19 protein-coding genes and 1 other RNA gene are annotated in these 21,563 nt (G+C 63.0%); 12 read left to right on the forward strand and 8 right to left on the reverse strand.

What is annotated here, in order from left to right:
- Window positions 1–162: 162 nt before the first annotated feature.
- Entirely contained in the window at window positions 163–600 is a 438-nt protein-coding gene (locus B0919_RS19420; protein WP_078013956.1) for a hypothetical protein, read from the forward strand.
- An 18-nt stretch (window positions 601–618) separates the two neighbouring features.
- Window positions 619–1,093: RNase P RNA component class A (rnpB, locus tag B0919_RS19425), an RNA gene on the forward strand.
- A gap of 336 nt (window positions 1,094–1,429) precedes the next feature.
- Here rnpB and B0919_RS19430 read toward each other — a convergent pair.
- Together B0919_RS19430 and B0919_RS19435 are read right to left on the reverse strand one after the other, a co-directional pair.
- Window positions 1,430–1,888 carry a c-type cytochrome gene (locus tag B0919_RS19430; protein ID WP_078013957.1) on the reverse strand — a complete coding sequence of 153 codons (459 nt, stop codon included), beginning with the start codon at window positions 1,886–1,888 and terminating at the stop codon, window positions 1,430–1,432.
- Between the two features lie 7 nt (window positions 1,889–1,895).
- The gene (locus B0919_RS19435; protein WP_078013958.1) at window positions 1,896–3,176 is read right to left on the reverse strand and encodes a PQQ-dependent sugar dehydrogenase; all 1,281 of its coding nucleotides are present in this window, start codon (window positions 3,174–3,176) and stop codon (window positions 1,896–1,898) included.
- A 467-nt stretch (window positions 3,177–3,643) separates the two neighbouring features.
- On the opposite strand from B0919_RS19435, the gene B0919_RS19440 reads away from it, so the two are divergent.
- The gene (locus B0919_RS19440) at window positions 3,644–4,801 is read left to right on the forward strand and encodes a sigma-54-dependent transcriptional regulator (RefSeq protein WP_078013959.1); all 1,158 of its coding nucleotides are present in this window, start codon (window positions 3,644–3,646) and stop codon (window positions 4,799–4,801) included.
- Window positions 4,802–5,022: 221 nt separating this feature from the next.
- On the opposite strand, the gene B0919_RS19445 is transcribed toward B0919_RS19440, so the two are convergent.
- A complete protein-coding gene (locus B0919_RS19445; protein WP_078013960.1) occupies window positions 5,023–6,042 on the reverse strand; it encodes an acyl transferase in 1,020 nt (339 codons plus the stop codon).
- A gap of 117 nt (window positions 6,043–6,159) precedes the next feature.
- On the opposite strand from B0919_RS19445, the gene B0919_RS19450 reads away from it, so the two are divergent.
- Window positions 6,160–6,693: a hypothetical protein gene (locus B0919_RS19450; protein WP_139362267.1), complete on the forward strand. Its 534-nt coding sequence runs from the start codon at window positions 6,160–6,162 to the stop codon at window positions 6,691–6,693.
- A gap of 92 nt (window positions 6,694–6,785) precedes the next feature.
- Here B0919_RS19450 and B0919_RS19455 read toward each other — a convergent pair whose 3' ends face one another.
- Window positions 6,786–9,206: a thiamine pyrophosphate-dependent enzyme gene (locus B0919_RS19455; RefSeq protein WP_078013962.1), complete on the reverse strand. Its 2,421-nt coding sequence runs from the start codon at window positions 9,204–9,206 to the stop codon at window positions 6,786–6,788.
- Between the two features lie 270 nt (window positions 9,207–9,476).
- Between B0919_RS19455 and B0919_RS24880 the strand changes: the two genes are divergently transcribed.
- From B0919_RS24880 to B0919_RS19480, 5 genes are all read left to right on the forward strand, one after another.
- Window positions 9,477–10,271: a DUF1573 domain-containing protein gene (locus tag B0919_RS24880; RefSeq protein ID WP_139362268.1), complete on the forward strand. Its 795-nt coding sequence runs from the start codon at window positions 9,477–9,479 to the stop codon at window positions 10,269–10,271.
- Between the two features lie 201 nt (window positions 10,272–10,472).
- Window positions 10,473–10,970 carry a hypothetical protein gene (locus B0919_RS19465; RefSeq protein WP_078013963.1) on the forward strand — a complete coding sequence of 166 codons (498 nt, stop codon included), beginning with the start codon at window positions 10,473–10,475 and terminating at the stop codon, window positions 10,968–10,970.
- 206 nt (window positions 10,971–11,176) lie between these two features.
- Complete coding sequence (gene ald / locus B0919_RS19470) at window positions 11,177–12,307, forward strand: alanine dehydrogenase (RefSeq protein WP_078013964.1); 1,131 nt, start codon at window positions 11,177–11,179, stop codon at window positions 12,305–12,307.
- Between the two features lie 140 nt (window positions 12,308–12,447).
- Window positions 12,448–13,050, forward strand: coding sequence for an SMI1/KNR4 family protein (locus B0919_RS19475; protein WP_078013965.1), 603 nt, complete (start codon window positions 12,448–12,450; stop codon window positions 13,048–13,050).
- A gap of 102 nt (window positions 13,051–13,152) precedes the next feature.
- Entirely contained in the window at window positions 13,153–15,084 is a 1,932-nt protein-coding gene (locus B0919_RS19480) for an LTA synthase family protein (protein WP_078013966.1), read from the forward strand.
- A 12-nt stretch (window positions 15,085–15,096) separates the two neighbouring features.
- On the opposite strand, the gene B0919_RS19485 is transcribed toward B0919_RS19480, so the two are convergent.
- Both B0919_RS19485 and B0919_RS19490 read right to left on the reverse strand, forming a co-directional pair.
- Window positions 15,097–15,609 carry an archaemetzincin gene (locus B0919_RS19485; protein WP_176133141.1) on the reverse strand — a complete coding sequence of 171 codons (513 nt, stop codon included), beginning with the start codon at window positions 15,607–15,609 and terminating at the stop codon, window positions 15,097–15,099.
- Between the two features lie 98 nt (window positions 15,610–15,707).
- Entirely contained in the window at window positions 15,708–16,187 is a 480-nt protein-coding gene (locus tag B0919_RS19490; RefSeq protein WP_078014069.1) for a type I restriction enzyme HsdR N-terminal domain-containing protein, read from the reverse strand.
- Window positions 16,188–16,368: 181 nt separating this feature from the next.
- Here B0919_RS19490 and B0919_RS19495 point away from each other — a divergent pair, with 181 nt between their 5' ends.
- From B0919_RS19495 to B0919_RS19505, 3 genes are all read left to right on the forward strand, one after another.
- On the forward strand, window positions 16,369–17,142 hold the full coding sequence (locus B0919_RS19495) for an AMP nucleosidase (RefSeq protein ID WP_078013968.1): 774 nt from the start codon (window positions 16,369–16,371) through the stop codon (window positions 17,140–17,142).
- A gap of 97 nt (window positions 17,143–17,239) precedes the next feature.
- Window positions 17,240–17,674, forward strand: coding sequence for a hypothetical protein (locus tag B0919_RS19500; RefSeq protein ID WP_078013969.1), 435 nt, complete (start codon window positions 17,240–17,242; stop codon window positions 17,672–17,674).
- Window positions 17,675–17,703: 29 nt separating this feature from the next.
- Window positions 17,704–19,380: an amidohydrolase gene (locus B0919_RS19505; RefSeq protein WP_078013970.1), complete on the forward strand. Its 1,677-nt coding sequence runs from the start codon at window positions 17,704–17,706 to the stop codon at window positions 19,378–19,380.
- Between the two features lie 72 nt (window positions 19,381–19,452).
- Here B0919_RS19505 and B0919_RS19510 read toward each other — a convergent pair whose 3' ends face one another.
- Together B0919_RS19510 and B0919_RS19515 are read right to left on the reverse strand one after the other, a co-directional pair.
- Window positions 19,453–19,965, reverse strand: a complete 513-nt coding sequence (locus B0919_RS19510) for a DinB family protein (protein WP_078013971.1) — start codon at window positions 19,963–19,965, stop codon at window positions 19,453–19,455.
- A gap of 130 nt (window positions 19,966–20,095) precedes the next feature.
- Entirely contained in the window at window positions 20,096–21,520 is a 1,425-nt protein-coding gene (locus B0919_RS19515; protein ID WP_078013972.1) for an MFS transporter, read from the reverse strand.
- Window positions 21,521–21,563 lie beyond the last annotated feature (43 nt).

Consider the following 21,563-nt stretch of genomic DNA (forward strand, 5'->3'; position numbering starts at 1 on the left):
CGCAAAAGCGCGCGGCCACTTGGGCCTGCCGGGCGCCCGGCTCGGCCAGCGCCTGCGCCACGCGCTGACGCAAATCCATCGAGTATGCTTGCATACAGCCGCTTACGTACGCGGAGCGCCAGCAGCTACATTGTCTGTGAATCTGCTATAACCTACTTGACAATGCCTTGCCACCTGACTTTCGCCGCAAAAAACCTTGATGTAGACGCTTTAACGCCCACGCTAGCAAGGACACCTGACAGCATTTTTCGGGCTGGCGACCGTAATGGCCGGCAGGAATATTCGGGCCTGTCTTTTGACACCAGCAATGCCGATTTCGATGATCTGGAGCTTCAGATAGAAGACACACTTGGCTTCCTGCGCGAACATGAAGCTGATTTACTCCAGATCGGCCAGCTGATTCGATGCTGCGACGAGTATTGGTGCCGACTAGATTTTGGCTTCAGCACCCGAATGTTCGACGAAAAGGTGGGCATCCAGATTGACTCCTTTCCTGCTGAATTATTGGCGCGCTTGGGCTGTATTGGGGCAGATTTAATGATTTCGCAGTACCCGCCCATGACCGATGGACAGTCAGGCGCGGCTGCAAGTGAAGATTAGCCCTACCTTTGCCCGCAAGTGATGCGCCGCCCTACCGCTGCGCGAACCGGGCAACCGGGGAGCGGAGAGGAAAGTCCGGGCAACGCAGAGCGCCCTGCTTCCTAACGGGAAGGACGGCGGCTGGGAACGGCCGCCGGACAGCAAGTGCCACAGAAAACTACCGCCAGGCGGTGAAATGGTGATTGGTGAACTAGTGAGTTTGACGTTCAACGGCACTCACCATTTCACAATTTCACCAACTCACCATCCGGTAAGGGTGAAAAGGTGCGGTAAGAGCGCACCAGCGGGCGGGTGACCGTCCGGCTGGGTAAACCTCAGGGGTTGAAAGGCCAAATAGGCCGGCAGGCGGGGCCGCAAGGCCTCGCACCGGGTGGCTCGCCCGGTGTCGGCGGGTAGGCTGATGGAGCCCGCGCGCGAGTTCGGGCCTAGATAAATGGTGGGGCCGCAGCCGCAAGGCGGCGGACAGAACCCGGCTTACAGGCGCATCACCTAAACATGGAACCGGCCGTCGTTGCACAAGCAGCGGCGGCCGGTTCCATGTTTAGGAGAAATAGTGCTGACAGGATGAGGTCAAGCGGCGGTTCACCCCGCTGTCATTGCGAGGAGGCAAGACATTCCGCGCATCAAGCGGCGTCAATCCTTCCCCTAGTAGCAGAAACAGCACAAGACCCACCAACCGAAAACAGCACCGCCAGAAACTGTAGCTACTGGTTCCGGGCGGTGCTCATTTGTACGGTTGGCACATTGTACAGGACCGATTGCTTCGTCATTCTTCCTCGCAATGACAGCGGGGTGAACCGCCCGCCTTTTACGGCTAAGAGCGTTTTGACTACTTATTCGAGGCTCGCACGGCTTTCACTTCCGCTGCTTTCACAGCCGAAGCTTTGTTACCGAAGCTGTTGCGCACGTAGGTCAGCACGTCGGCAATCTGCTGGTCGGTGAGGTCCTGGGCAGGCATCACGTTGCGGTACGGCTCCCCGTCGATGTCTTGGTCCTGCAGGCCGTTGAGCAGCACCTTGATCAGGCGGGTTTTTTCGCCGAGCACCCAGGTGGTTTTGCTCAGCGGCGGATTCATGGTCTCTACTCCGCCGCCGTCGGCCATGTGGCAGGTGAGGCAGTTTTGGGTGTAGATAGTTTTGCCGGCGGCCAGCATGGCCGGCGTCACAGCGCCCGAAACAGCTGGCTTAGCGGCGGTTTTGCCCTTCGGCGTGGGTTTCTTTTGCTGCGCCAGGGCAGCAGGAGTTGCGCCAATCAGCAGACCGAGCAGAGTTACCAGAGCGAATTTCATAGCAGGCTTACTTCTGGTACACAATGCGGAAGATGGTGCCCTTCTTGTCGTCGGTGACGTAGAGCGAGCCGTCCGGGCCTTGGGCTAAGCCGCAGGGCTTGTGGTCGGGGCGGCCGGCAGCAGCTTTGGCCGCGTCGCCGGCGAAGTTGTCGGCAAAGATTTCCCAGTCGCCGGAGGGCTTACCGTTCTTGAAGGGCTGAAACACCACGTAGTAGCCTTTCTGCGGCTCGGGGGCGCGGTTCCAGGAGCCGTGGAAGGCGATGAACGCGCCGTTGCGGTACCTCTCGGGGAACAGGGTGCCGGTGTAGAACAGCAGGCCGTTGGGCGCGGTGTGGGCCGGGAATGCCGCCGCCGGCTCGATGAAGTTGCCGGTAGCCTCTTTCTTACCGTCACCGCCGTACTCGGGTGCCATCATTTTCTTGCGCTGCTGCCCGTCGTAGTACATGTAGGGCCAGCCGGCGTTGTCACCTTTCTTCAGCGCGTACAGGCACTCGGCCGGCAGCTCCGCCGACTGCTGGGTGGTATACATCTCGGGGAAGATGTCGTGCAGTTGGTCGCGGCCGTGCTGAATCACGAAGAGTTGGCCCGCCTGCGCGTTCCAGTCGAGGCCGACCACGTTGCGCAGGCCGGTGGCGTAGCGCGTGCCGGTGCCGTAGTTCTGGTTCAGCTTATCGGCCCGGAACTGCCAGATGCCGCCCGCCGAGTCCAGAATCGGGCAATTGGGCTGGCCCAGGGAGCCTTTCTGCCGGTCCTTCACCTGGCAGGAGTTGGAGTACGCGCCCACGTTCACGTACAGGTTGCCGTCGTTGTCGACCACCACCGACTTGCTCTCGTGCTGGCGCCGGTTGATGAGGCCCGTCACCACTTTCTCCGGCTTGTCGGGGTTCACGACTTCGCCCTTGGCATTGAGCTGGTAGCGGAACACTTCCTCGTCGGACGAGGCGTAGAGGTAGCCACCTTTGGCGTAGATGCCGGTGCCGCCGTAGTTACCGAACCCGCCCACCGCTTCAGCCTTGCCGGTAGCGGTGCTGCGCAGGGTCAGAATCCCCTTGCCGGCCGCGTTGGGGCGGTTCAGCTTCACGTAAATCAAGCCCTGCGGCGTGACGGTAATGTGGCGGGCGCGGCCGCCGGTTTCGGCTGCTACCAGGGCTTTAAAGCCTGCGGGCAGCTTCAGGCCGGCGTTGTCGGGGTCGGGCACCACGCGCTCTTCGCTGCGCAGGGCGTACAGGGACAGGCTGCCGACGAGCGCCGCGGGCAGCAATAAATAGCGGAGTACGGAGGTTTTCATGAAAGGCAAATAGTCAAGGTCGGATTGCAGAGGGCGAAGGTAAACGGAAGCACCTTAGCCGGCTGTAGAGACACCCACTTGCGCCTTGCCGTTGAACAGTTGGCGTTTATCGACGTGACGACGTACAAGGCTCCTGTTCAGTGTCAACAAGGATGGAGGCACGCACATGCCCTGCCTCAACCCTGCCTGACTGCGCAGTGCTAGGCACTTACTGCGTCGGCCGGGGCGGGGTTGTCGCCTTACCGCTGCGGGCAGCATCAGACGAGGAAAGCCGACCGGGCTTGTAGCCTTGGCGGGATTCGAAGCGCAGTCTGGTAAGGGCTGACTTGCGGTTACGTTCTGATGCTACACAGCCTAAAATTTCAATTTTGGATTATGGGCCGTAGCGCGTGCTACTCTGCCGGGAACCAACCGCCGACGCCCCGCTTTTCGTTACTTTGGTCTCCGACTGACATACCCGTTGCTACATGCCTCGCATCCTCATCATCGACGACGAAAAAGCCATCCGCTACACGCTCAAGGAAATCCTCGAGTTTGAGAACTATACCGTCGACCAAGCCGAAGACGGGCCGGCCGGCCTCGACATGCTCATCAAGGACAAGTACGACGTGGTGCTCTGCGACGTAAAAATGCCCAAGATGGACGGCCTCGAAGTGCTGGAGCGCGCCCAGAAAATTTCGCCCGATACGGCCTTCATCATGGTGTCGGCCCACGGCAACATCGAAATGGCCGTGGACGCCACCAAGAAAGGCGCCTTCGACTTCATCCCCAAGCCCCCGGACCTGAACCGCCTACTGGTAACGGTGCGCAACGCCCTGGACCGCAGCAAACTGGTGACGGAAACCAAGACGCTGAAGAAGAAAATTGCCAAGAGCTCGGAAATGGTGGGCTCCTCCCCCGCCCTCGAAGCCGTGCGCAAGGCCATCGAGAAAGTCGCCCCTACCGATGCCCGCGTGCTGGTGACGGGCCCCAACGGCGCCGGCAAGGAAATGGTGGCCCGCCAGATTCACGAGCTGAGCAACCGCGCCGGTGGCCCGATGGTGGAGGTGAACTGCGCCGCCATTCCTTCGGAGTTGATCGAGTCGGAGCTGTTCGGCCACGAAAAAGGCTCGTTCACCTCGGCCGTGAAGCAGCGCATCGGTAAGTTCGAGCAAGCCGACGGCGGCACCCTGTTCCTCGACGAAATCGGCGATATGAGCCTTTCGGCTCAGGCCAAGGTGCTGCGCGCCCTGCAGGAAAACAAGATTACCCGCGTGGGCGGCGAAAAGGAAATCAGCGTGAACGTGCGCGTGGTGGCCGCCACCAACAAAAACCTGCTGCAGGAAATTGCCGACCGCAACTTTCGCGAAGACCTTTACCATCGGCTCTCGGTCATCCTCATCCAAGTGCCCGCGCTCAACGACCGCCGCGACGACATTCCGGCCTTGGTGGAAAAGTTCCTGGCCGACATCGGGGGCGACTACGGCACCAAGCCCAAGAAGATCAGCCCCGATGGCATGAAGTACCTGCAGGGCCTCGACTGGCGCGGCAACATCCGCGAGCTGCGCAACGTGGTGGAGCGCCTCGTCATCATGGGCGGCGACCCGATTACGGAGGACGACGCGAAGAGCTTCGCCGGCAAGTAAGCGGTAGCCCCCGCTGTCATTGCGAGGCGTAGCCGAAGCAATCGGTCCTGGCCAGCGTGCCGACCAAACGAGAAGCACCGCCCAAAACCAGCATCTGTGGTTTCGAGCGGTGCTTCGCGTTTGGTACGGTCTGTACCGTTTGTGCCGCGAGAGGAAGGGTTGACGCCGCTTGATGCGCGGAATGTCCTGCGTCCTCGCAATGACAACCAAGTGAGCCGGCTCTACCCCGCCAGCTGACTGCAGCCCCGGATATCGGAGTTGTCCAGGCGGCCCAGCACCTCAAAGGAGCCGTCGGGGTGGCGGCGGCCCAGGTCGCGGGTTTCAAGGAAGGCGCAGCTGTCCACGTTGGCCAGGTCGATGACGTTGATGGCGCCGGCGGCACGCTCAAAATCGGGGCTGAACGGGTCGGTAGGCTCCCGCAGCAGGATTTGCAGGGCAGCCGGGGCGTAGAACAAGCCATTGCCGGGGCTATAGGCCTGCGACAGCAACTCCGTCATACCATATTCAGAGTGAATGACCTGCTGGCTGAAACCGGCCATCAGCTCGGCGTGCAGCTCCTCGCGAATCATTTCGCGCCGCCGGCCCTTCATGCCGCCCGTTTCCAGCACGGCATCCGGCAGGGCCAAAGCCGGGTGCCCAGGGTACGCCGCCAATAGGTCCAGCAGTGCGTACGTCACGCCGATGAGCATCAGCTTACGGCTGGGCTGTTCCTGTTTGGCCTGCTGCATGGCAAGCAGCAAGGCCTCGTGGTCGTGCAGGAAAAAGGCCTCCTGCTGCGTCTGGTTCGAGGCCCGCACGAAGTGCTCCACCATATCCACCAACGACGACTCGCCCTGCTCCAGGTACGAGGGCAGCAGCGCCAGAAACGTCCAGCCGCTGAGCCGGCCGTACTGCTGCTCGAAGATGCGGGCGGCGTGCCGGTGGTAGAGCTCAGGGTCGCGCACGAGGTGGCGGCTGCGCTGCGCCATGGTGGTGCCGCTGCTGCGAAATACCTGCGCGGGTTGCCACGCGTCGTCGGGCGTGAGGGTCACAACCTGCTGCGTCTTGAAGAACTCGATGGGCAGAAACGGTATTTCTTCGAGGTGCGCCACGTGCTGCCACTGGCAGCCCAGCTGCTGCAGCCACTGGCGGTAGGGCGCGCAGTGCTGGGCCTGGTGGCGGAACAGGCGCAAAGCCAGCGCGGGGGCCGTGGCGGGCGTCACGCGGGCCAGGTCGGACAAGTAGTTGGCGCGGAAACTCATTAAGGACAAACCGGGTTTGGGAAAAGCATAACAAATGCGCCGGCTCAGCGTTCTGTGCAAAGTAAATGCGTACTTTTTGCCGCCGGATCCTGACTCTTCCTGCTTAGTCTTCTTCTTATGCTGCGCATACTTTTACGTTCGGCTTTGCTGGTAGCCGCCGCCGGCCTGGGGCTGGCAGCCTGCGAAAACGCTCCTACCTACCCTATCGAACCATCCATTGAAGTAGCGGGCCCGATCCAGCGCTACCGGGTCTCGGACGACTTCGGCGACCGGGACTCGCTGGTAATCAGCCTAAACTGGAAAGACGGCGACGGCGACCTAGGCCTTTCGCTGGATGATACCACAGGTGTATATACTGCCCGCGGCCGTAACCGCTTCTACTACAACTACTTCATTCAGCCTTACCTGCTGGATCAAGGTCGCTGGACCCCGATCAACTTCGGTATTTCCTACAACGGCCGCTTCCCGCGCATGCCGCTGGCCAACCCCGATCAGAAGGAAACGCTGCGCGGAGTGCTGAACTACTCGGCCGTCAAGTTCCCGGTGGGCTACTTCCCCCGCAACGCCCAGGTGCGCTTCGAAATTAGCATTGCCGACCGCGCCCTGCACGAAAGCAACACCGTCACCACCGATCCGGTAACGCTGCCCTAAGCAAGCTTCTGCTAGAAGCCTGAAAAACTCACCGCCCCGCTGCCGGCCAAGCCGATAGCGGGGCGGTGGCGTTTTACGGCCCCTGGCGGGCGCTAGTAGATGTTCGGGAACTGCTGCGGGGCAACTTCCTGCATCACCTCGTACACCACGTCGAACACGTCTTCGGCATTGGGCTTCGAGAAATAGTCGCCGTCGGAGCCGTAGGGCGGGCGGTGCGCATGGGCCGAGAGGCAGCGCGGCTGCGAGTCGAGGAAGCGGTAACCGCCCTGCTCGTCGAGCACCTGCTGCAGCATGTAGGCGGTGGCGCCGCCTGGCACGTCCTCGTCGGCGAAGAGCACGCGCGAAGTCTTCTGAATCGACTCCAGAATCACGCCTTCGCGGTCGAAGGGCAGCAGCGTCTGCACGTCCACCACTTCCACCGAAATGCCTACCTGCTCCAGCTGCTTGGCCGCGTCCAGCACGATGCGGCACATCGAGCCGTAGGTGACGATGGTCAGGTCGGAGCCCTCGCGCAGCACCTGCGGCACGCCCAGCGGCACGGTAAATTCGGCCACGTTGGTGGGGATGCGCTCCTTGAGGCGGTAACCATTGAGCGGCTCGATGACGATGGCCGGCTCGTCGCTCTTGAGCAGGGTGTTGTACATGCCGGCGGCCTGCGTCATGTCGCGGGGTACGCACAGGTGCATGCCGCGGATGGAGCCCAGAATCATCTGAATGGGCGAACCGCTGTGCCAGATGCCTTCCAGCCGGTGCCCGCGGGTACGCACGATGAGCGGCGCCTTCTGCCCGCCCTTGGTGCGGTACTGCAGCGAAGCGAGGTCGTCGCTGAGAATCTGGATGGCGTAGAGCAGGTAGTCCAGGTACTGAATCTCAGTAATCGGCCGCAGCCCGCGCAGGGCGGCGCCGATGCCCTGCCCCACGATGGTGCACTCGCGGATACCGGTGTCGGTGACGCGCAGCTCGCCGTACTTCTCCTGCAGGCCGGCAAAGGCCTGGTTCACGTCGCCGATGCGGCCCACGTCTTCGCCGATGGCAAACACGCGCGGGTCGCGGGCCAGGATGGCGTCGAAGCAGGCCTGCAGCACCTCGCGGCCGTCGACTTGCGCGGCGTCGGGAGCATACTCGGCCTTCACCTCTTCCACCTGCAGCGCCGATTCTTCGCTCTGGCTGTGCAGGTGCGAGTTGTAGCGGTCGGCGTTGTCGGCCAAGGCCTGCTCGTGCCAGCGGCGCAACTCGGCGCGGGCGCCGCTGCGCTTCACGTCGCGCACCAGGCGCAGGGAGCGGCGCACAGCCCGCATGATGTCGGCGCGTACCGGCGTGGGGTTCTGCTCCAGCTGGTGGATCAGCTCGTGCAGCTCGTTTTCGCGGCCGGTTTCGGTAGCCAGCTGGTTGAGCAGCTGCACGGCCTCGTCGCGCTCGGCCTTAACGGGATTGAAGAAGCCTTCCCAGGCGGCGGCGCGGGCCTGGCGCACGGTTTCGCGGGCTTCGCTCTCAATGAGGTCCAGCTCCACTTCGGTGGCGTGGCCTTCCTGCAGCAGCCACAGGCGCATCTGGCGCAGGCAGTCGTACTCCTGCTCCCAGGTCAGGCGGTCCTTGCTCTTGTACCGCTCGTGCGAGCCGGAGGTGCTGTGGCCCTGGGGCTGAGTCACCTCGGTCACGTGGATGAGCACCGGCACGTGCTCCCGGCGGCACACCTCGGCGGCGCGCTGGTAGGTATCGACGAGGGCCGCGTAGTCCCAGCCTTTCACCACGAAGATTTCAAAGCCCTGCTCGCCCGGCGCGTTGCGCTGGAAGCCGGCCAGGATTTCCGAAATGCTCTGCTTGGTGGTCTGGTACTCGGCCGGCACCGAAATGCCGTAGTGGTCGTCCCACACACTCATGAGCATGGGAATCTGGAGCACGCCAGCGGCATTGATGGCCTCGAAGAACATGCCCTCCGAGGTGCTGGCGTTGCCGATGGTGCCGAAAGCCACCTCGTCGCCGTTGTGCGAAAACTGCGTCAGCTCGCGCAGGGCGGGGTTGTGGCGGAACAGCTTGGAGGCGTAAGCCAGGCCCACGAGGCGGGGCATCTGCCCGCCGGTGGGCGAAATATCAGCGGAGGAGTTTTTGCTCTCGGCCAGGTTCTTGAACTGCCCGTCCTCGTCGAGGATGCGGGTGCCGAAGTGGCCGTTCATGGCGCGGCCAGCGGTGCTGGGCTCAGCCTCCACGTCGGGGTGAGCGTAGAGCTGGGCGAAGTACTGCTGCAGCGTCAGTTCGCCGATGGCAAACATGAAGGTCTGGTCGCGGTAGTAGCCCGAGCGCCAGTCGCCGGGGCGGAAGGCACGGGCCATGGCCAGCTGCGGCAGCTCTTTGCCGTCGCCGAAGATGCCAAATTTGGCTTTGCCCATGAATACTTCCTTGCGGCCGGTGAGCGACGCCTGCCGGCTTTCCCAGCCAAGGCGGTAGTCGCGGAGCAGTTCTTCCTTGCTAAGCGTGGCGGCGGCCGGAGCAACGGCCGATTCGGCGGTGGACATGCAGTTGAGAGTCGGGGGATACGATGGGAGCAGCGCCCGGTGGGATGGGCGGCCTGGCCGCTCGGACAGGCGAGCAAAAGTACGCAAAACGAGCGTTAGGGTACGGACCTGCCCTTGGGCTTGCACAGGGCCCGCTCGTTATGGTTATATTTGCTGACGGGCCATGCTGGAGCACTTCGTTCCCGGGCCCGACGCCATCATCACGCGGTCTTCATGGTGCCGGGTGGTGGTTGCGGCTTGCTACCTTTCGGCTGTTCAACCTCTTGTCGTATGCTGCGCAACATTTTTACTTCTCTTCGCCTGACGCTGGCCCTGGTGCTGCTGACCGCCCTGAGCGCGTCGGCGCAGGGCGTGATGGAATTCACCGAAACCCAGTTCGACTTCAGCAACGTGGCCGAGGGCAACATGGCCACCCACGAGTTTAAGTTCAAGAACACCGGTAACCAGCCCGTGGTCATCAGCAACGTGCAGGCCTCCTGCGGCTGCACCACCCCTGATTGGACCAAGACGCCCATCCTGCCGGGCAAAACGGGCTTTGTGCGCGCCGCCTACAACAGCGCCGGCCGCCCGGGCCAGTTCAACAAAACCGTGACCATCACCAGCAACGCCGCCACGCCCACGCTGATGCTCACCATCAAGGGCACGGTGGTGGACAAGGCCGAAATGGTCAAGAAGTACACCCCAGCTGAAATGGCCAAGTCGCCTAAGCTGGTGCTCGACCGCACCGCCGTGGACTTCGGCAAGATGGAAACGGGCCAGCAGCCGGTGGCCAAGTTCACGGTGAAGAACACCGGCAAAAGCCCGCTGGAAATCAGCTCGATTACCTCCAGCTGCTACTGCGTGACGGCCAAGAACATGCCCAAGCCCCTGCAGCCCGGCCAGTCGGGCACCTTCGAGCTGCAGTACAGCCAGCGCCAGATCGGGCAGATGGCCGACGTGGTGACGCTGCACTCCAACGACATCACCGGCGCCGACGCCAAGATTACGCTGAAGGCCAACATCGTGGGCAGCCTCACCCAGCAGAGCATGCTGAAGGAAGGCGGCGCGGCTGTACCGTTCAAGTAAGAATCACGGATTGCAGCGGATTTGACGAATTGCACGGATTTCGCGGACGATTGATTTGAATCTTTCCGCCTGACGCTGACCCTACTTCGTAAATTCCTGCCAGTTTTGATGCCACGGCCGCCGGTCGTGGCATCATTTTTTAAGGGCGGTGCGTTGGCCGTCCGTTGGCCCCTTCCCTCTCTCATCAGCCATCGTATTCCTATGCGTTTTCCGCTACTCTCCCTGCTCGTGCTATCGGCTGCGGCGCCGCTGCTCACGGGCTGCGCCCGCAACGTGCAGGTGCCCGTCACTACGCCGCAATACGGCCTGCAAATGCGCGTGAGCCTGCCGCCCATTCAGCCCGGCGACGACCTCGATAACGTGCGCGTGGCGGTGGAGCTGACCAACAACAACGACCTGCCCTTTACCGTGTCGGACCCGGCCCAGACGCAAGCCTGCCTGCCGGTGGTGTGGGTAAACGGCGAAGCCCGCCGCTGGGAGCTGCACATGCGCCGTGCCAAAGACCAGCTCGTAACCGTTCCTGCGCACGCCACCTACCGCGCCACCTACGAGCTGCCGCTGGGCCAGTACGCCGGCCGCCAGCGCCCGAGCGGCCCCGAGGAGTACCAGTTGCAGCTGTTTTACCACCCCAAAGTGTACTCACCTTCGGGCAGCTTTGCCCGCGTCATCGAGATACCCAGCAACAAGCACCGGTTTTAGAGTCACGCCCGATTCAACTGGGAATCAGCTCTGCTGCGCAAAACAACGGTTCAATATAGCTGCAGAGCTATTTGCTGCCGGTCAGGGGCTCATGGCTGCTAGCCAGGATCTTTCGGGCAAACTAACCCCTGGCCGCCCGCCCGCGCGCAAACCTTGCCTATATTTGCCGGCGTTTTCCCCGTCATCACATCCCCATCATCATTCCCATGATCATCGGCGTACCGAAGGAGATTAAAAATAACGAAAACCGGGTGGGCGTAACGCCTGCCGGCGTGGCCGAATTCCGCAAGGCGGGCCACACGGTGTACGTACAAGCCAGCGCCGGCGTCGGCAGCGGCTTCTCGGACGCCGAGTACGAACAAGCTGGCGCCCTGCTGCTGCCGACCATCGAGGAGGTGTACAGCCAGGCCGAGATGATCGTGAAGGTGAAGGAGCCGATTTCGGAGGAGTACGGCCTGATCAAAGAAGGTCAGCTGCTGTTCACCTACTTCCACTTTGCCTCGTCGGAGGAGCTGACGCACGCCATGATCGAGCGGAAAGCTACCTGCCTGGCCTACGAAACCGTGGAGCTGCCCAACCGCTCGCTGCCCCTGCTGGTGCCGATGAGCGAAGTGGCCGGCCGCATGGCCCCGCAGGAAGGCGCCAAATACCTGGAGAAGCCGCTGAAAGGCCGTGGCATCCTGCTGGGCGGCGTGCCCGGCGTGCGTCCCGCCCAAGTACTCATCCTGGGCGGCGGCGTGGTAGGTACCAACGCCGCTAAAGTGGCCGCGGGCCTCGGCGCGCAGGTAACCATCATGGACATCAGCCTGAACCGCCTGCGCGAGCTGGACGACATCATGCCGAAGAACGTGGTGACCCAGTATTCCAACGACTACAACATCCGCGAAGCCATCAAGACGGCCGACCTCGTGATTGGCGCCGTGCTGATTCCGGGCGCCAAGGCCCCTCACCTGGTGACGCGCGAGATGCTCAAGGACATGAAGCCCGGCGCCGTGGTGGTGGACGTGGCCGTGGACCAGGGCGGGTGCATCGAGACCTGCACGCCCACGACCCACGAAAACCCGACTTTCATCATCGACGACGTGGTGCACTACTGCGTGGCCAACATGCCCGGCGCGGTGCCCTACACCTCGACGCTGGCCCTAACCAACGCCACCCTGCCCTACGCCGTCAAGCTGGCCAACCTGGGCTGGCGCGAGGCCTGCACCCGCGACGCGGCGCTGCGCCTGGGCCTGAACGTGGTGAACGGTGAGGTGGTATACAAAGGCGTAGCCGAAGCCTGGGGCCTGCCGCTGACCAACGTGTCGAAGGTGCTCGACTCGGCCTACGTGGCGTAATAATGAAGAGGGAAGAATGAGGAAGAAGAAATAGCCCAACCGCTTTTCAGCCTTCTTCATTCATCTTTCCTCCTTCCCAAAGCCTTCCCGTCCGCACGCGACTGGGGAGGCTTTTTGTTAATTCACTGCTTTTCTAGCTGATGCAAGACATTACCTACATCGGGGAGCCGGTTTCGGATTCGGCGACCTTCAAGCTGCTGCCGTTTGATATGCAGGCGTTTATGCTACAGCACAACGGCCTGATTGCCTACCTGGGCGGCATTCACATCCGCGGCTGCTGCAAGGAGCCGCTCTGGCACTCCCTGCACGAAGCCTGGCAGGGCGAAACCGCCTTCTGGCGCACCTACACCTCCATCAAGCAATCAGACCTGCCCTTTGCGCAGGACGCCGTGGGCAACCAGTTCTTCCTGCGCCGCGGGCAGGTGTGGTTTCTCGATACCGAAACCGGCGAAACCCAGAACCTGGAGGTGAACTTTGGCCGGTTCATCGAGGGCGTGGACCGTTTCCCGGACCAGGCCCTGGACCTGCGCGCCGTCATCACGTTCCGCGACCTGGGGGGCGGTGCCCTGATGCCGGGCGAGTTGCTGGCCGTGTACCCGCCGTACTGCATTCAGGCCGAGGACGAAAACTTCGACCTGACCCGCATGCCGACGGATGTGCGGCTGGGGTCCCTGGCCAACTTGTACAAGCAGATCCGCCGTCTTAAGCCGGGCCAGAAAATCCGCTTGCGCAAAGACTACTAGGCGTTAATGAGTTGGGGAGTTAATGAGTTAGGGAGTTGTCATTAAGCCGACTCCCTAACTCATTAACTCCCCAACTCATTAACTCGCTAACTCAATACCCGAATGCCTTCTCCCCTACTTCGCCTGCTGCTGCGCCGCTTTTCGCTGCTGCTGGCCGCGTACCTGTTGCTGCGCATCGGGTTTTACGCGGCCAACCACGGCGTATTCGCCGACGCCTCGGCGGGGCAGACGCTGCTGGCGTTCTGGCACGGCTTCCGGTTTGATTTGTCGGCGCTGCTGTTGCTGAACCTGCCGTTTGTGCTGCTCTCGTTCGTGCCGTGGTACGGCCGCGCGTGGCAACGCACCCTGCGCGGTGTGTACCTCACGCTGAATGCCCCGGGGCTGGCGCTGAACATCATCGACAGCCAGTACTTCAAGTTTATCGGGCGGCGCACTTCCGACGAGCTGTTCACCATCACCGGCGACATTGAGCGGCAGGCCGGGCAGCTGGTGTGGCACTACTGGTTTCTGCTCGTGCCCTTCGGCGTGCTCTTCGGGCTGCTGTGGTACCTGTACCCTACGCCTACAGCGGCACCGGCGCCAGAAGCCCCGGGCCGGGACGTGCGCCGCATGGCTACAGCCATGGCCGAAGTGGCGCTGGTGGCGGGCCTGGCGGTGCTCGGCATTCGGGGCGGCCTGCAGCTGAAGCCCTTGCGGCCCGGCCACGCCTTCGTGCAAACGCCGCCTTCCCTGGGGCACGTGGCACTGAACAGCACGTTCACCTTCATCAAGAGCTTCGGGCAGAAGACGCTGGAACGCCCGGAATACTTTGCCTCGGCCCCGGCCTTGCAGCAGGCCCTGGCCGCGCATTACCCCGCCCCGCGCCCCGACGCGCCGCGCGACAACGTGGTGATTCTCCTGGTGGAGAGCTTCGCCTCGGAGTACAACGGCGTCGAAAACCCCGGCCGGCGCAGTTACACGCCGTTTTTTGACTCGCTGGCCACCAGCCCCGGCGCCCTGCTGATGCGCGAGCATTACGCCAACGGCCGCCGCTCCATTGAGTCGCTGCCGGCGGTGCTGGCCGGGCTGCCCGCGCTGATGGAGTCGCCGTTTATCACCTCCAACTTCCAGACCGACGAGCTGCACGGGCTGGGCGAGCTGCTGGGCCGCCGCGGCTACGCCACATCCGTGTTTCACGGGGCGCAAAACGGTACGATGGGCTTCAACGTGTTTGCCGGCAAAGCAGGCGTGCAGCAGTACTTCGGACTGGAAGAATACCCCGGCGGCAGCCGCAGCCCCGATTTCGACGGGCACTGGGGTATTTTCGACGAGCCTTACCTACAGTACTTTGCCCGGCAGCTCAGCCGGCAGCGGCAGCCGTTTTTCTCCACGGTGTTCACGCTGACCTCGCACGAGCCGTTCCCGGTGCCGGCGAAGTACCGCGGCCGCTTCGCCCCGGGCGAGCTGCCCATTCACGCCTCCATCGGCTACACCGATTTCGCGCTGCGCCGCTTTTTTCAGGCAGCGGCCCGCCAGCCCTGGTACCGCAATACCCTGTTCGTGCTGCTGGCCGACCACACCTCGCAGTCGTTGCGGCCGGATTACCAAAACCTGCTCGGGGCCTACAAGACGCCGCTGCTGCTCTTCCACCCCGGCCGGCCGCTGCCCCTGGCTGATGCACACCGAATCACCCAACAAGCCGACGTGCCAGCCACTGTGCTCGACTTTCTGGGCCTGGGGGCCGACGCCGGCCAGCTCCTGCCGTTTGGATACTCCGTGTTCGATGCCGCGGCGCCGGGCCGGGCCTTGTTTCTCTCGGGCAATACGCACTACCTCGTGCACCACGACTACGTGACCGAGCTGACCACCGATAACCAGGTGCGCCTCTACCCCTACCGCACCCACGATATGCCGGCCGAGCCGCTGGCCAATCCACCGGCGGCCAAGCGGCAGCAGTACGGCAATGAGCTGCGGGCCGTGGTACAGTTTTTCACCAACGGCCTGCTCGACAACGCGCTGTACCGGCCCGCCCCCGCGCAGCCGCTGGCACGCTAAGCAGCCACTTTATTACCATTCCATCCGGGCCCGACAGGCCGGGCACAGGCGCTCCTGCGTGCGGTCCACCACGGCCCCGCGGCCGCGGGCATCGTTCATGAAGCAGTACGCGGTGCCGGCGGTGCAGTGCGGCAGGTTCATCAGGTGGCCGATTTCGTGCAGGCTGACTTTGCGCAGGCGGTTGGTTTTGCCGGCCAGCCGAAACGTGGATACCACGCACGCGTCGCCGCCGATGTCGTTGGCCAGGCCCATCACGCCCCAGTGCGGCTGCCGACGGTTTTTGATTTCCACGTCCTGCGTCGTCAGCCCAATGATTTTGCCGTTGGTGCTATCCGGCAGCAGGGCTTGCAGCTGCTCGAGTACCATGGCAGCCCGCGGCCGGCTGCGCACCGGGCATTGCACCGCCGCAGCTAGCCGCTGAGTGGGCAGGCGGCGCACCGGCAGGCCGTAGAACTGCCCAATTACGCGCTGGACCAACTGCACCCGGGCTTCCGAAACACCGCCGAAGGAAGCCAGGTAAATCACGCGCGGCCGGGGTTGGCACGCGACCAGACAGGCCAGCAGCAAGCTGGCCCCGAGCAAATGCCCAACAATCCGTCCGCCGATGGTGCGCATACCCGGCCTTACTGCGGCCGCGCCACCGCCAGCAGCTCCAGCGCCTCGGCGTAGGTGGGGATGAATGTCAGCGCCTGCGTGGTGCGCTCCAGGGAATGCACCCGCCAGCAGTAGTGCTGCACGCCGTTGGTGACGAGCATCAACGGCGCACCCACGGTCTGGTTGTAGGTGGCAATCTGCATGGTCACGGCCGCGGTGAGCGGTACGGCGGCGGCTTTGCACTCCACCAGCAACAGCGCCTGGCCGTCGGGACCGAGGGCGTGCAGATCGGTGCGCTTGCGGCGGGTGTTGTAGGTATGCCCGCGCTCCAGGCTGAGCAGGCCGCGCGGGTAGCCCAGGTGCTCCACCAGGTAATTCACCACGTGCTGACGCACCCATTCTTCGGGCGTGCACACCACGTGGCGGCGCCGTAGCTGGTCCCAGATCAGCAGATGTTCCCCGGATTGCGTAAGTTTGTGGGCGAAAGGCGGCAGGTTCAACGCTTGCATCACCTCCAAAGGTACGGCTAAGTCAGGCTCCTGCACCCGCTTTTCGCTCCGCAGAGCCGTCGTTCAGTTCTTGTGCGACGGTTTTTTTGTACCCGCTGCTTTCGGTTGAAACCAACCGCCGCTTGGCCGGCTTCGTTTCTACACCCCAACCAAACGCCCCTTCCCCTACTTCCCATACTACATGAAGACCAAACCCGATATTGTCAAGAACTGGCTGCCCCGCTACACGGGCGTGCCGCTGGAGGAGTTCGGCCAGTACATCCTGCTGACCAACTTCATCAACTACGTGGAGATGTTTGCCAAGCAGTTCGACGTGCCCATTCGCGGCCTCGACAAGCCCATGCAGACGGCTACGGCCAACGGCATCACCATCATCAATTTCGGCATGGGCTCCCCCATGGCCGCCACGGTGATGGACCTGCTCTCCGCCATCAAGCCCAAAGCAGCTCTGTTCTTGGGCAAGTGCGGCGGCCTGAAGCACAATACCAAGGTCGGTGACCTGATTCTGCCCATCGCCGCCATCCGCGGCGAAGGTACCTCCGATGACTACCTGCCGCCGGAAGTGCCCGCGCTGCCCTCCTTCCGCCTGCAGCGGGCCGTGTCGTCGATGATCAAGAAGTACGAGAAGGACTACTGGACGGGCACGGTATACACCACCAACCGCCGCGTGTGGGAGCAGGACGACAACTTCAAGGAGTACCTGAAGCAGATCCGGGCCATGGCCGTGGACATGGAAACGGCAACGATTTTCGTGGTGGGCTTCGCCAATGAAATTCCGCACGGCGCCCTGCTGCTAGTATCGGACGAGCCGATGACGCCGGAGGGAGTGAAGACGGCCGAGAGCGACAAGAAAGTAACCACCGACTACGTGACGTCGCACTTGCAGATTGGCATCGAGTCCTTGCTGGAGCTGAAAAACTCCGGCGAATCGGTGAAGCACATGCGCTTCGAGTAGACGCATTCCGCCCGGACGAATTGCACTTTATTTTGGGAGCCTTGGCAGTTGATGCCGAGGCTCTTCTATTTTTACCCCTTCTCCTCCACCCTACCCTATGCCCACACCTACTCCTCATTACTTATCCATCGACTACGAAGCCGACGCGGGCCTGCTGGTGGGCCGCTGGCAGCGGCTGGTGATGCCCTTCGAGCTGCACCGCGGCTACGCCCGCCTGCTCGATGCGGCGGCCGAGCACGCCTGCCGCTACTGGCTTATCGATACCAGCCAGCGCATGATTGGGGTGGATGCCACCGACGTGCAGTGGATGATGGATAAGTTCTTTCCGCAGCTGCAGCCGCGCCTGGGCCGCACCACCTACCTGGCGTATCTGATGGCCCCGCACCAGCTGGCGGGCATGCTCACCGATCGGGCTATGCCCACGATGGATTACTTCGACGGCCGCCCCTACGACCTGGCGCGCTTCACCCACGAGGAGCAGGCCCGCGCATGGCTGCGGCAGTGTGCCTCCCAGGACGCGCAGGTAGCCTAAGCAGCGGCCGCGCTGCGTACCTTCGCCGCATGATTCGTACGCTCCGCCCGTGGCAGCGGCTGGCCGGCCTGTCGGCCGCCATGTTGCCCCTGCTGGTTGGCCTCACGGCCTGCCCCAGTGCCCAGACTTCGGCCGATCTGGTCGTGTACAACGCCACCGTCTACCCCGTGGACTCCGCGTTCAGCAAAGCGCAGGCCTTCGCCGTGCAGGACGGGCAGATTCTGTTCGTGGGCTCCTCCGACGAGGTGCGCCGCCGCTACAAGGCCCAGGAGCAAGTCGACGCGCACGGCAAGTTCATCTACCCCGGCTTCTACGACGCGCACTGCCACTTCTACCGCTACGCCCTCGGTTTGCGCGACGCCAACCTAGTGGGCACCGGCTCCTGGAGCGAGGTACTGGGCAAGCTGCGCGCCCAGCGCGGGCAGTACCCGCAGGCCGCCTGGCTGACGGGCCGCGGCTGGGACCAGAATGACTGGGCCGTGAAGCAGTTTCCGACCAAAGACTCGCTGGACCGGCAGTTTCCCGACGTGCCCGTGTTCATTATCCGCGTCGATGGGCACGCGGCGCTGGTCAACCAGAAAGCGCTGGACCTGGCCGGCGTTACGGCCCGCACGCCCATCAGCGGTGGCATGATTGAGCGCGACGCGCAGGGCCGCCTCACGGGCCTGCTCGTCGACAACGCGGTGGACCTGGTGTCGGCCAAGATTCCGGAGCCGACACCCGCCGAAGCGGCCAAGCTGCTCCTGCAGGCCCAGCAGGAATGCGTGGAACTGGGCCTCACCAGCCTCGCCGACGCCGGCCTGGAGCCCGGCCAGATCGAGCGCATCGACTCGCTGCAGCAGGCCAAGCAGCTGAAGATCCGGCTGGATGCCATGATCAGCGCCACGCCGGCCAACGTGCAGTACTACCTCAAAAAAGGCCCGTACCGCACCGACCGGCTCACCGTCAACTCCTTCAAGGTATACGCCGACGGGGCCCTTGGCTCACGTGGCGCCTGCCTGCTGCATCCTTACTCCGACCGCCCCAAGCAGACGGGCTTCCTGCTTTCCTCGGTGAAGGAATATCGCGACCTGGCCCAGCGCCTGGCGGCTAGTCCTTTCCAGATGAACACCCACGCCATCGGCGACTCGGCCAACCGCCTGCTGCTCGACATCTACGGCGAGGTGCTGCGCGGGCAGAAAGACCGGCGCTGGCGCATCGAGCACGCGCAGGTGGTCAGCCTGGGCGACGTGGCTAAGTTTCAGCGCTACGGCATTGTGCCCTCGGTGCAGCCCACCCACGCTACCTCCGATATGTACTGGGCCGGCGAGCGGCTGGGCGCCGAGCGGCTGAAAACCGCCTATGCTTACAAGGACCTGCTGCGCGCCACCGGCCGCGTGGCCCTCGGCTCCGACTTCCCGGTGGAGTACCTCAATCCGCTGTTTGGCTTCCACGCCGCCGTGGCCCGGCAAGACGCCAAGAATTTCCCCAAGGGCGGCTTTCAGCCCGAAAACGCCCTCACCCGCCAGGAAGCCCTGCGCGGCATGACCGAATGGGCCGCCTGGGCTGCCTTCGAGGACGACAAAAAAGGCACCCTGACCAAAGGCAAGTGGGCCGACTTCGTCATCCTCGACCAGGACATCATGACCGCCCCGGCCGCCCAACTGCGCGCGGTGAAAGTGCTGGGCACCTACATCCAGGGGGAGAAAGTGCATGGCTCCAAGTAGCCCGGCTTATAGCCAAGAAAAAGGCCGCTACCCAACCATGGGCAGCGGCCTTTTTCTTGATGTATGGCCCGCTTATTTCTCGTCGGCCGAGGGGCCGTAGATGGCGGGTACCGGAATATCGAGCAGGCGCAGGTACACCGACAGCTGCCCGCGGTGGTGGATGAGGTGATTGAGCACCAGCACGCGCAGCACGCCGGCGCGCGGCAGCGTGCGCACCACCTGCTCGCCGCGGCGCATGGCCCAGGAGCTGTGCAGCTGCTCGTCTTCGATGCCGGCAACGACTTGCTGAATGCTGGCGGCGTTGACGTCGAAGCGGCTCAAGACTTCATCCGTGGTAGTAGCCGGCGTGGGCCACTGCACGGCCGTTATGTCGGTTTCGCTGCCCTGCAAGGAGAGTTCGAGGAAGCCGATGAGGTTGGCCATGTGCCAGGCCAGCTTGCCGATAGGCATGGATTTGGGGTGCGGGCGCCAGTCGAACTGGTCGGTGGGCACGCGCTCCAGCAGGCGGCGCGTGAGTTGCAGCTCGGTTTGTAGCTCGGCTGCAAAAGTGGCCTGCAGGGTGGGTTGGGCAGTAGCGGTTGACATGGGAGAAAGGGTTATTGACTTGCCTAACCGGCCACGCAGCGGAAGGTTGGCAATAGCGGATTGCGGCTACGGCAAGAACAGAAAAAAGCCCTGCTTCGGAGTGAAGCAGGGCTTTCGAAAACGGACCAGTCTAGCGCGTCGCCGGCATACCGACGTTGGGCGTGGCGGACGGCGGAGGCACGGCCGCGGGGCCTTCGGTAGGCTCGTCGCGCAGCTTTTTGCCGCGCAGCGTGAGCAGGAATACTAGGCCCAGGATGAAGAACACAATCAGCGCCAGGATGCTGTTGCGCATCGAGCCGGTAATCTGGGCGATGTAGCCGAAAGAGAACGTGCCAATCACGATGCTGAGCTTCTCGGTCACGTCGAAGAAGCTGAAGAAGGCGGCCGTGTTGGGCGTGTTTTCGGGGATAATCTTGGAATAAGTGCTGCGCGACAGGCTCTGAACGGCTCCCATCGTCAGGCCAATAACCGAAGCCAGGGCATAGAATGACCAACCGGCCTGCACGTAGTAGCCGGCAATGCAGATCAGGGCCCAGATAACCACCGACCAGCTCAGCGCCCGCGTATTGCCGATGCGCTCCGAGAGCTTGGCAAACAGGTAAGCGCCGAGGATACCGACGATTTGCAGCAGCAGAATGGTGATAATCAGCGCGGTGCTTTCCAGGTGCAGTTCCTTGTCGCCGAAGATGGTGGCCACGTACATCACCGTCTGCACACCCATGTTGTAGGTAAAATAGGCCAGCAGGAAGCGTTTCAGGTTGGGCAGGTGCTTGAGCTGGTCCCACACCTTGCCCAGCTCGTGGAAGCCGTTGAGCACCCAGCCCGAATCAGACGTGGCTGCGCCGGCGGGGCGGCCGGGGTCCTTGGGCAGCGCGGCGAAGGGAATCTGCGCAAAGCCGGCCCACCACACGCCCGTCAGCAGAAAGCCGATGCGCGTAGCCAGGCCCGTTTCCAGCCCGAACGTCTCGTGGCCCATGATGAGCACCAGGCACATAACCAGCAGCAACACCGAGCCGATGTAGCCCATGGAGAAGCCGCGGGCCGACAGCGAATCATACTTTTCCTCCGAGCTGATGACGGGCAGGTAGCTATTGTAGAACACGATGGAGCCCGAGAAGCCCACCGTAGCCGAAATAAAGATGAAGGTGCTCAGCGTGAGCGTGTCGGGCGTAAACAGGAACAGTGCCGCGCAGGAAATGGCCCCGAGGTAGCAGAAAATCTGCATGAACAGCTTCTTGCGCCCCGAGAAGTCGGCCAGGGACGTAAGGAACGGGCTGATCAGCGCGATGATCAGGAAGGCGGCCGAAATGGCGTAGGTCAGCAGCGAAGAGCCGGGCACCTGGTAGCCCAGGAAGCTGACCACGTCGGTTTGCGGGCTGAGTTCTTTGGTGACGCTGCCCCAGTAAATCGGGAAGATGGAGCTGGTAATGACCAGCGGGTACACGGAGTTGGCCCAGTCGTAGAACGTCCAGCCGCGGGTGATGCGCTTGTCGTCCTTGGGTACGTTTTCAAAGCCCGCGTCGGCCGGGGGGGCTGCGGGCGTGGCAGTGCTCATATAGCTCGGAAAAGGTGAAGGTGTGGTAGCGGGCAAGATAACG

The sequence above is a fragment of the Hymenobacter sp. CRA2 genome (assembly GCF_002007105.1).
Lineage (GTDB): Bacteria > Bacteroidota > Bacteroidia > Cytophagales > Hymenobacteraceae > Solirubrum.

Excerpts from the sequence above, each read along its gene's own strand:
- B0919_RS19490 (WP_078014069.1), bottom strand. The coding sequence starts at position 16,187 with ATGCAAGCGTTGAACCTGCCGCCTTTCGCCCACAAACTTACGCAATCC.
- B0919_RS19515 (WP_078013972.1), bottom strand. The coding sequence starts at position 21,520 with ATGAGCACTGCCACGCCCGCAGCCCCCCCGGCCGACGCGGGCTTTGAA.
- B0919_RS19495 (WP_078013968.1), top strand. The coding sequence starts at position 16,369 with ATGAAGACCAAACCCGATATTGTCAAGAACTGGCTGCCCCGCTACACG.
- B0919_RS19480 (WP_078013966.1), top strand. The coding sequence starts at position 13,153 with ATGCCTTCTCCCCTACTTCGCCTGCTGCTGCGCCGCTTTTCGCTGCTG.
- B0919_RS19500 (WP_078013969.1), top strand. The coding sequence starts at position 17,240 with ATGCCCACACCTACTCCTCATTACTTATCCATCGACTACGAAGCCGAC.
- B0919_RS24880 (WP_139362268.1), top strand. The coding sequence starts at position 9,477 with ATGCTGCGCAACATTTTTACTTCTCTTCGCCTGACGCTGGCCCTGGTG.
- B0919_RS19465 (WP_078013963.1), top strand. The coding sequence starts at position 10,473 with ATGCGTTTTCCGCTACTCTCCCTGCTCGTGCTATCGGCTGCGGCGCCG.
- B0919_RS19420 (WP_078013956.1), top strand. The coding sequence starts at position 163 with ATGCCTTGCCACCTGACTTTCGCCGCAAAAAACCTTGATGTAGACGCT.
- B0919_RS19475 (WP_078013965.1), top strand. The coding sequence starts at position 12,448 with ATGCAAGACATTACCTACATCGGGGAGCCGGTTTCGGATTCGGCGACC.
- B0919_RS19440 (WP_078013959.1), top strand. The coding sequence starts at position 3,644 with ATGCCTCGCATCCTCATCATCGACGACGAAAAAGCCATCCGCTACACG.
- B0919_RS19450 (WP_139362267.1), top strand. The coding sequence starts at position 6,160 with ATGCTGCGCATACTTTTACGTTCGGCTTTGCTGGTAGCCGCCGCCGGC.
- B0919_RS19505 (WP_078013970.1), top strand. The coding sequence starts at position 17,704 with ATGATTCGTACGCTCCGCCCGTGGCAGCGGCTGGCCGGCCTGTCGGCC.
- B0919_RS19455 (WP_078013962.1), bottom strand. The coding sequence starts at position 9,206 with ATGTCCACCGCCGAATCGGCCGTTGCTCCGGCCGCCGCCACGCTTAGC.
- B0919_RS19430 (WP_078013957.1), bottom strand. The coding sequence starts at position 1,888 with ATGAAATTCGCTCTGGTAACTCTGCTCGGTCTGCTGATTGGCGCAACT.
- B0919_RS19435 (WP_078013958.1), bottom strand. The coding sequence starts at position 3,176 with ATGAAAACCTCCGTACTCCGCTATTTATTGCTGCCCGCGGCGCTCGTC.
- B0919_RS19445 (WP_078013960.1), bottom strand. The coding sequence starts at position 6,042 with ATGAGTTTCCGCGCCAACTACTTGTCCGACCTGGCCCGCGTGACGCCC.
- ald (WP_078013964.1), top strand. The coding sequence starts at position 11,177 with ATGATCATCGGCGTACCGAAGGAGATTAAAAATAACGAAAACCGGGTG.
- B0919_RS19510 (WP_078013971.1), bottom strand. The coding sequence starts at position 19,965 with ATGTCAACCGCTACTGCCCAACCCACCCTGCAGGCCACTTTTGCAGCC.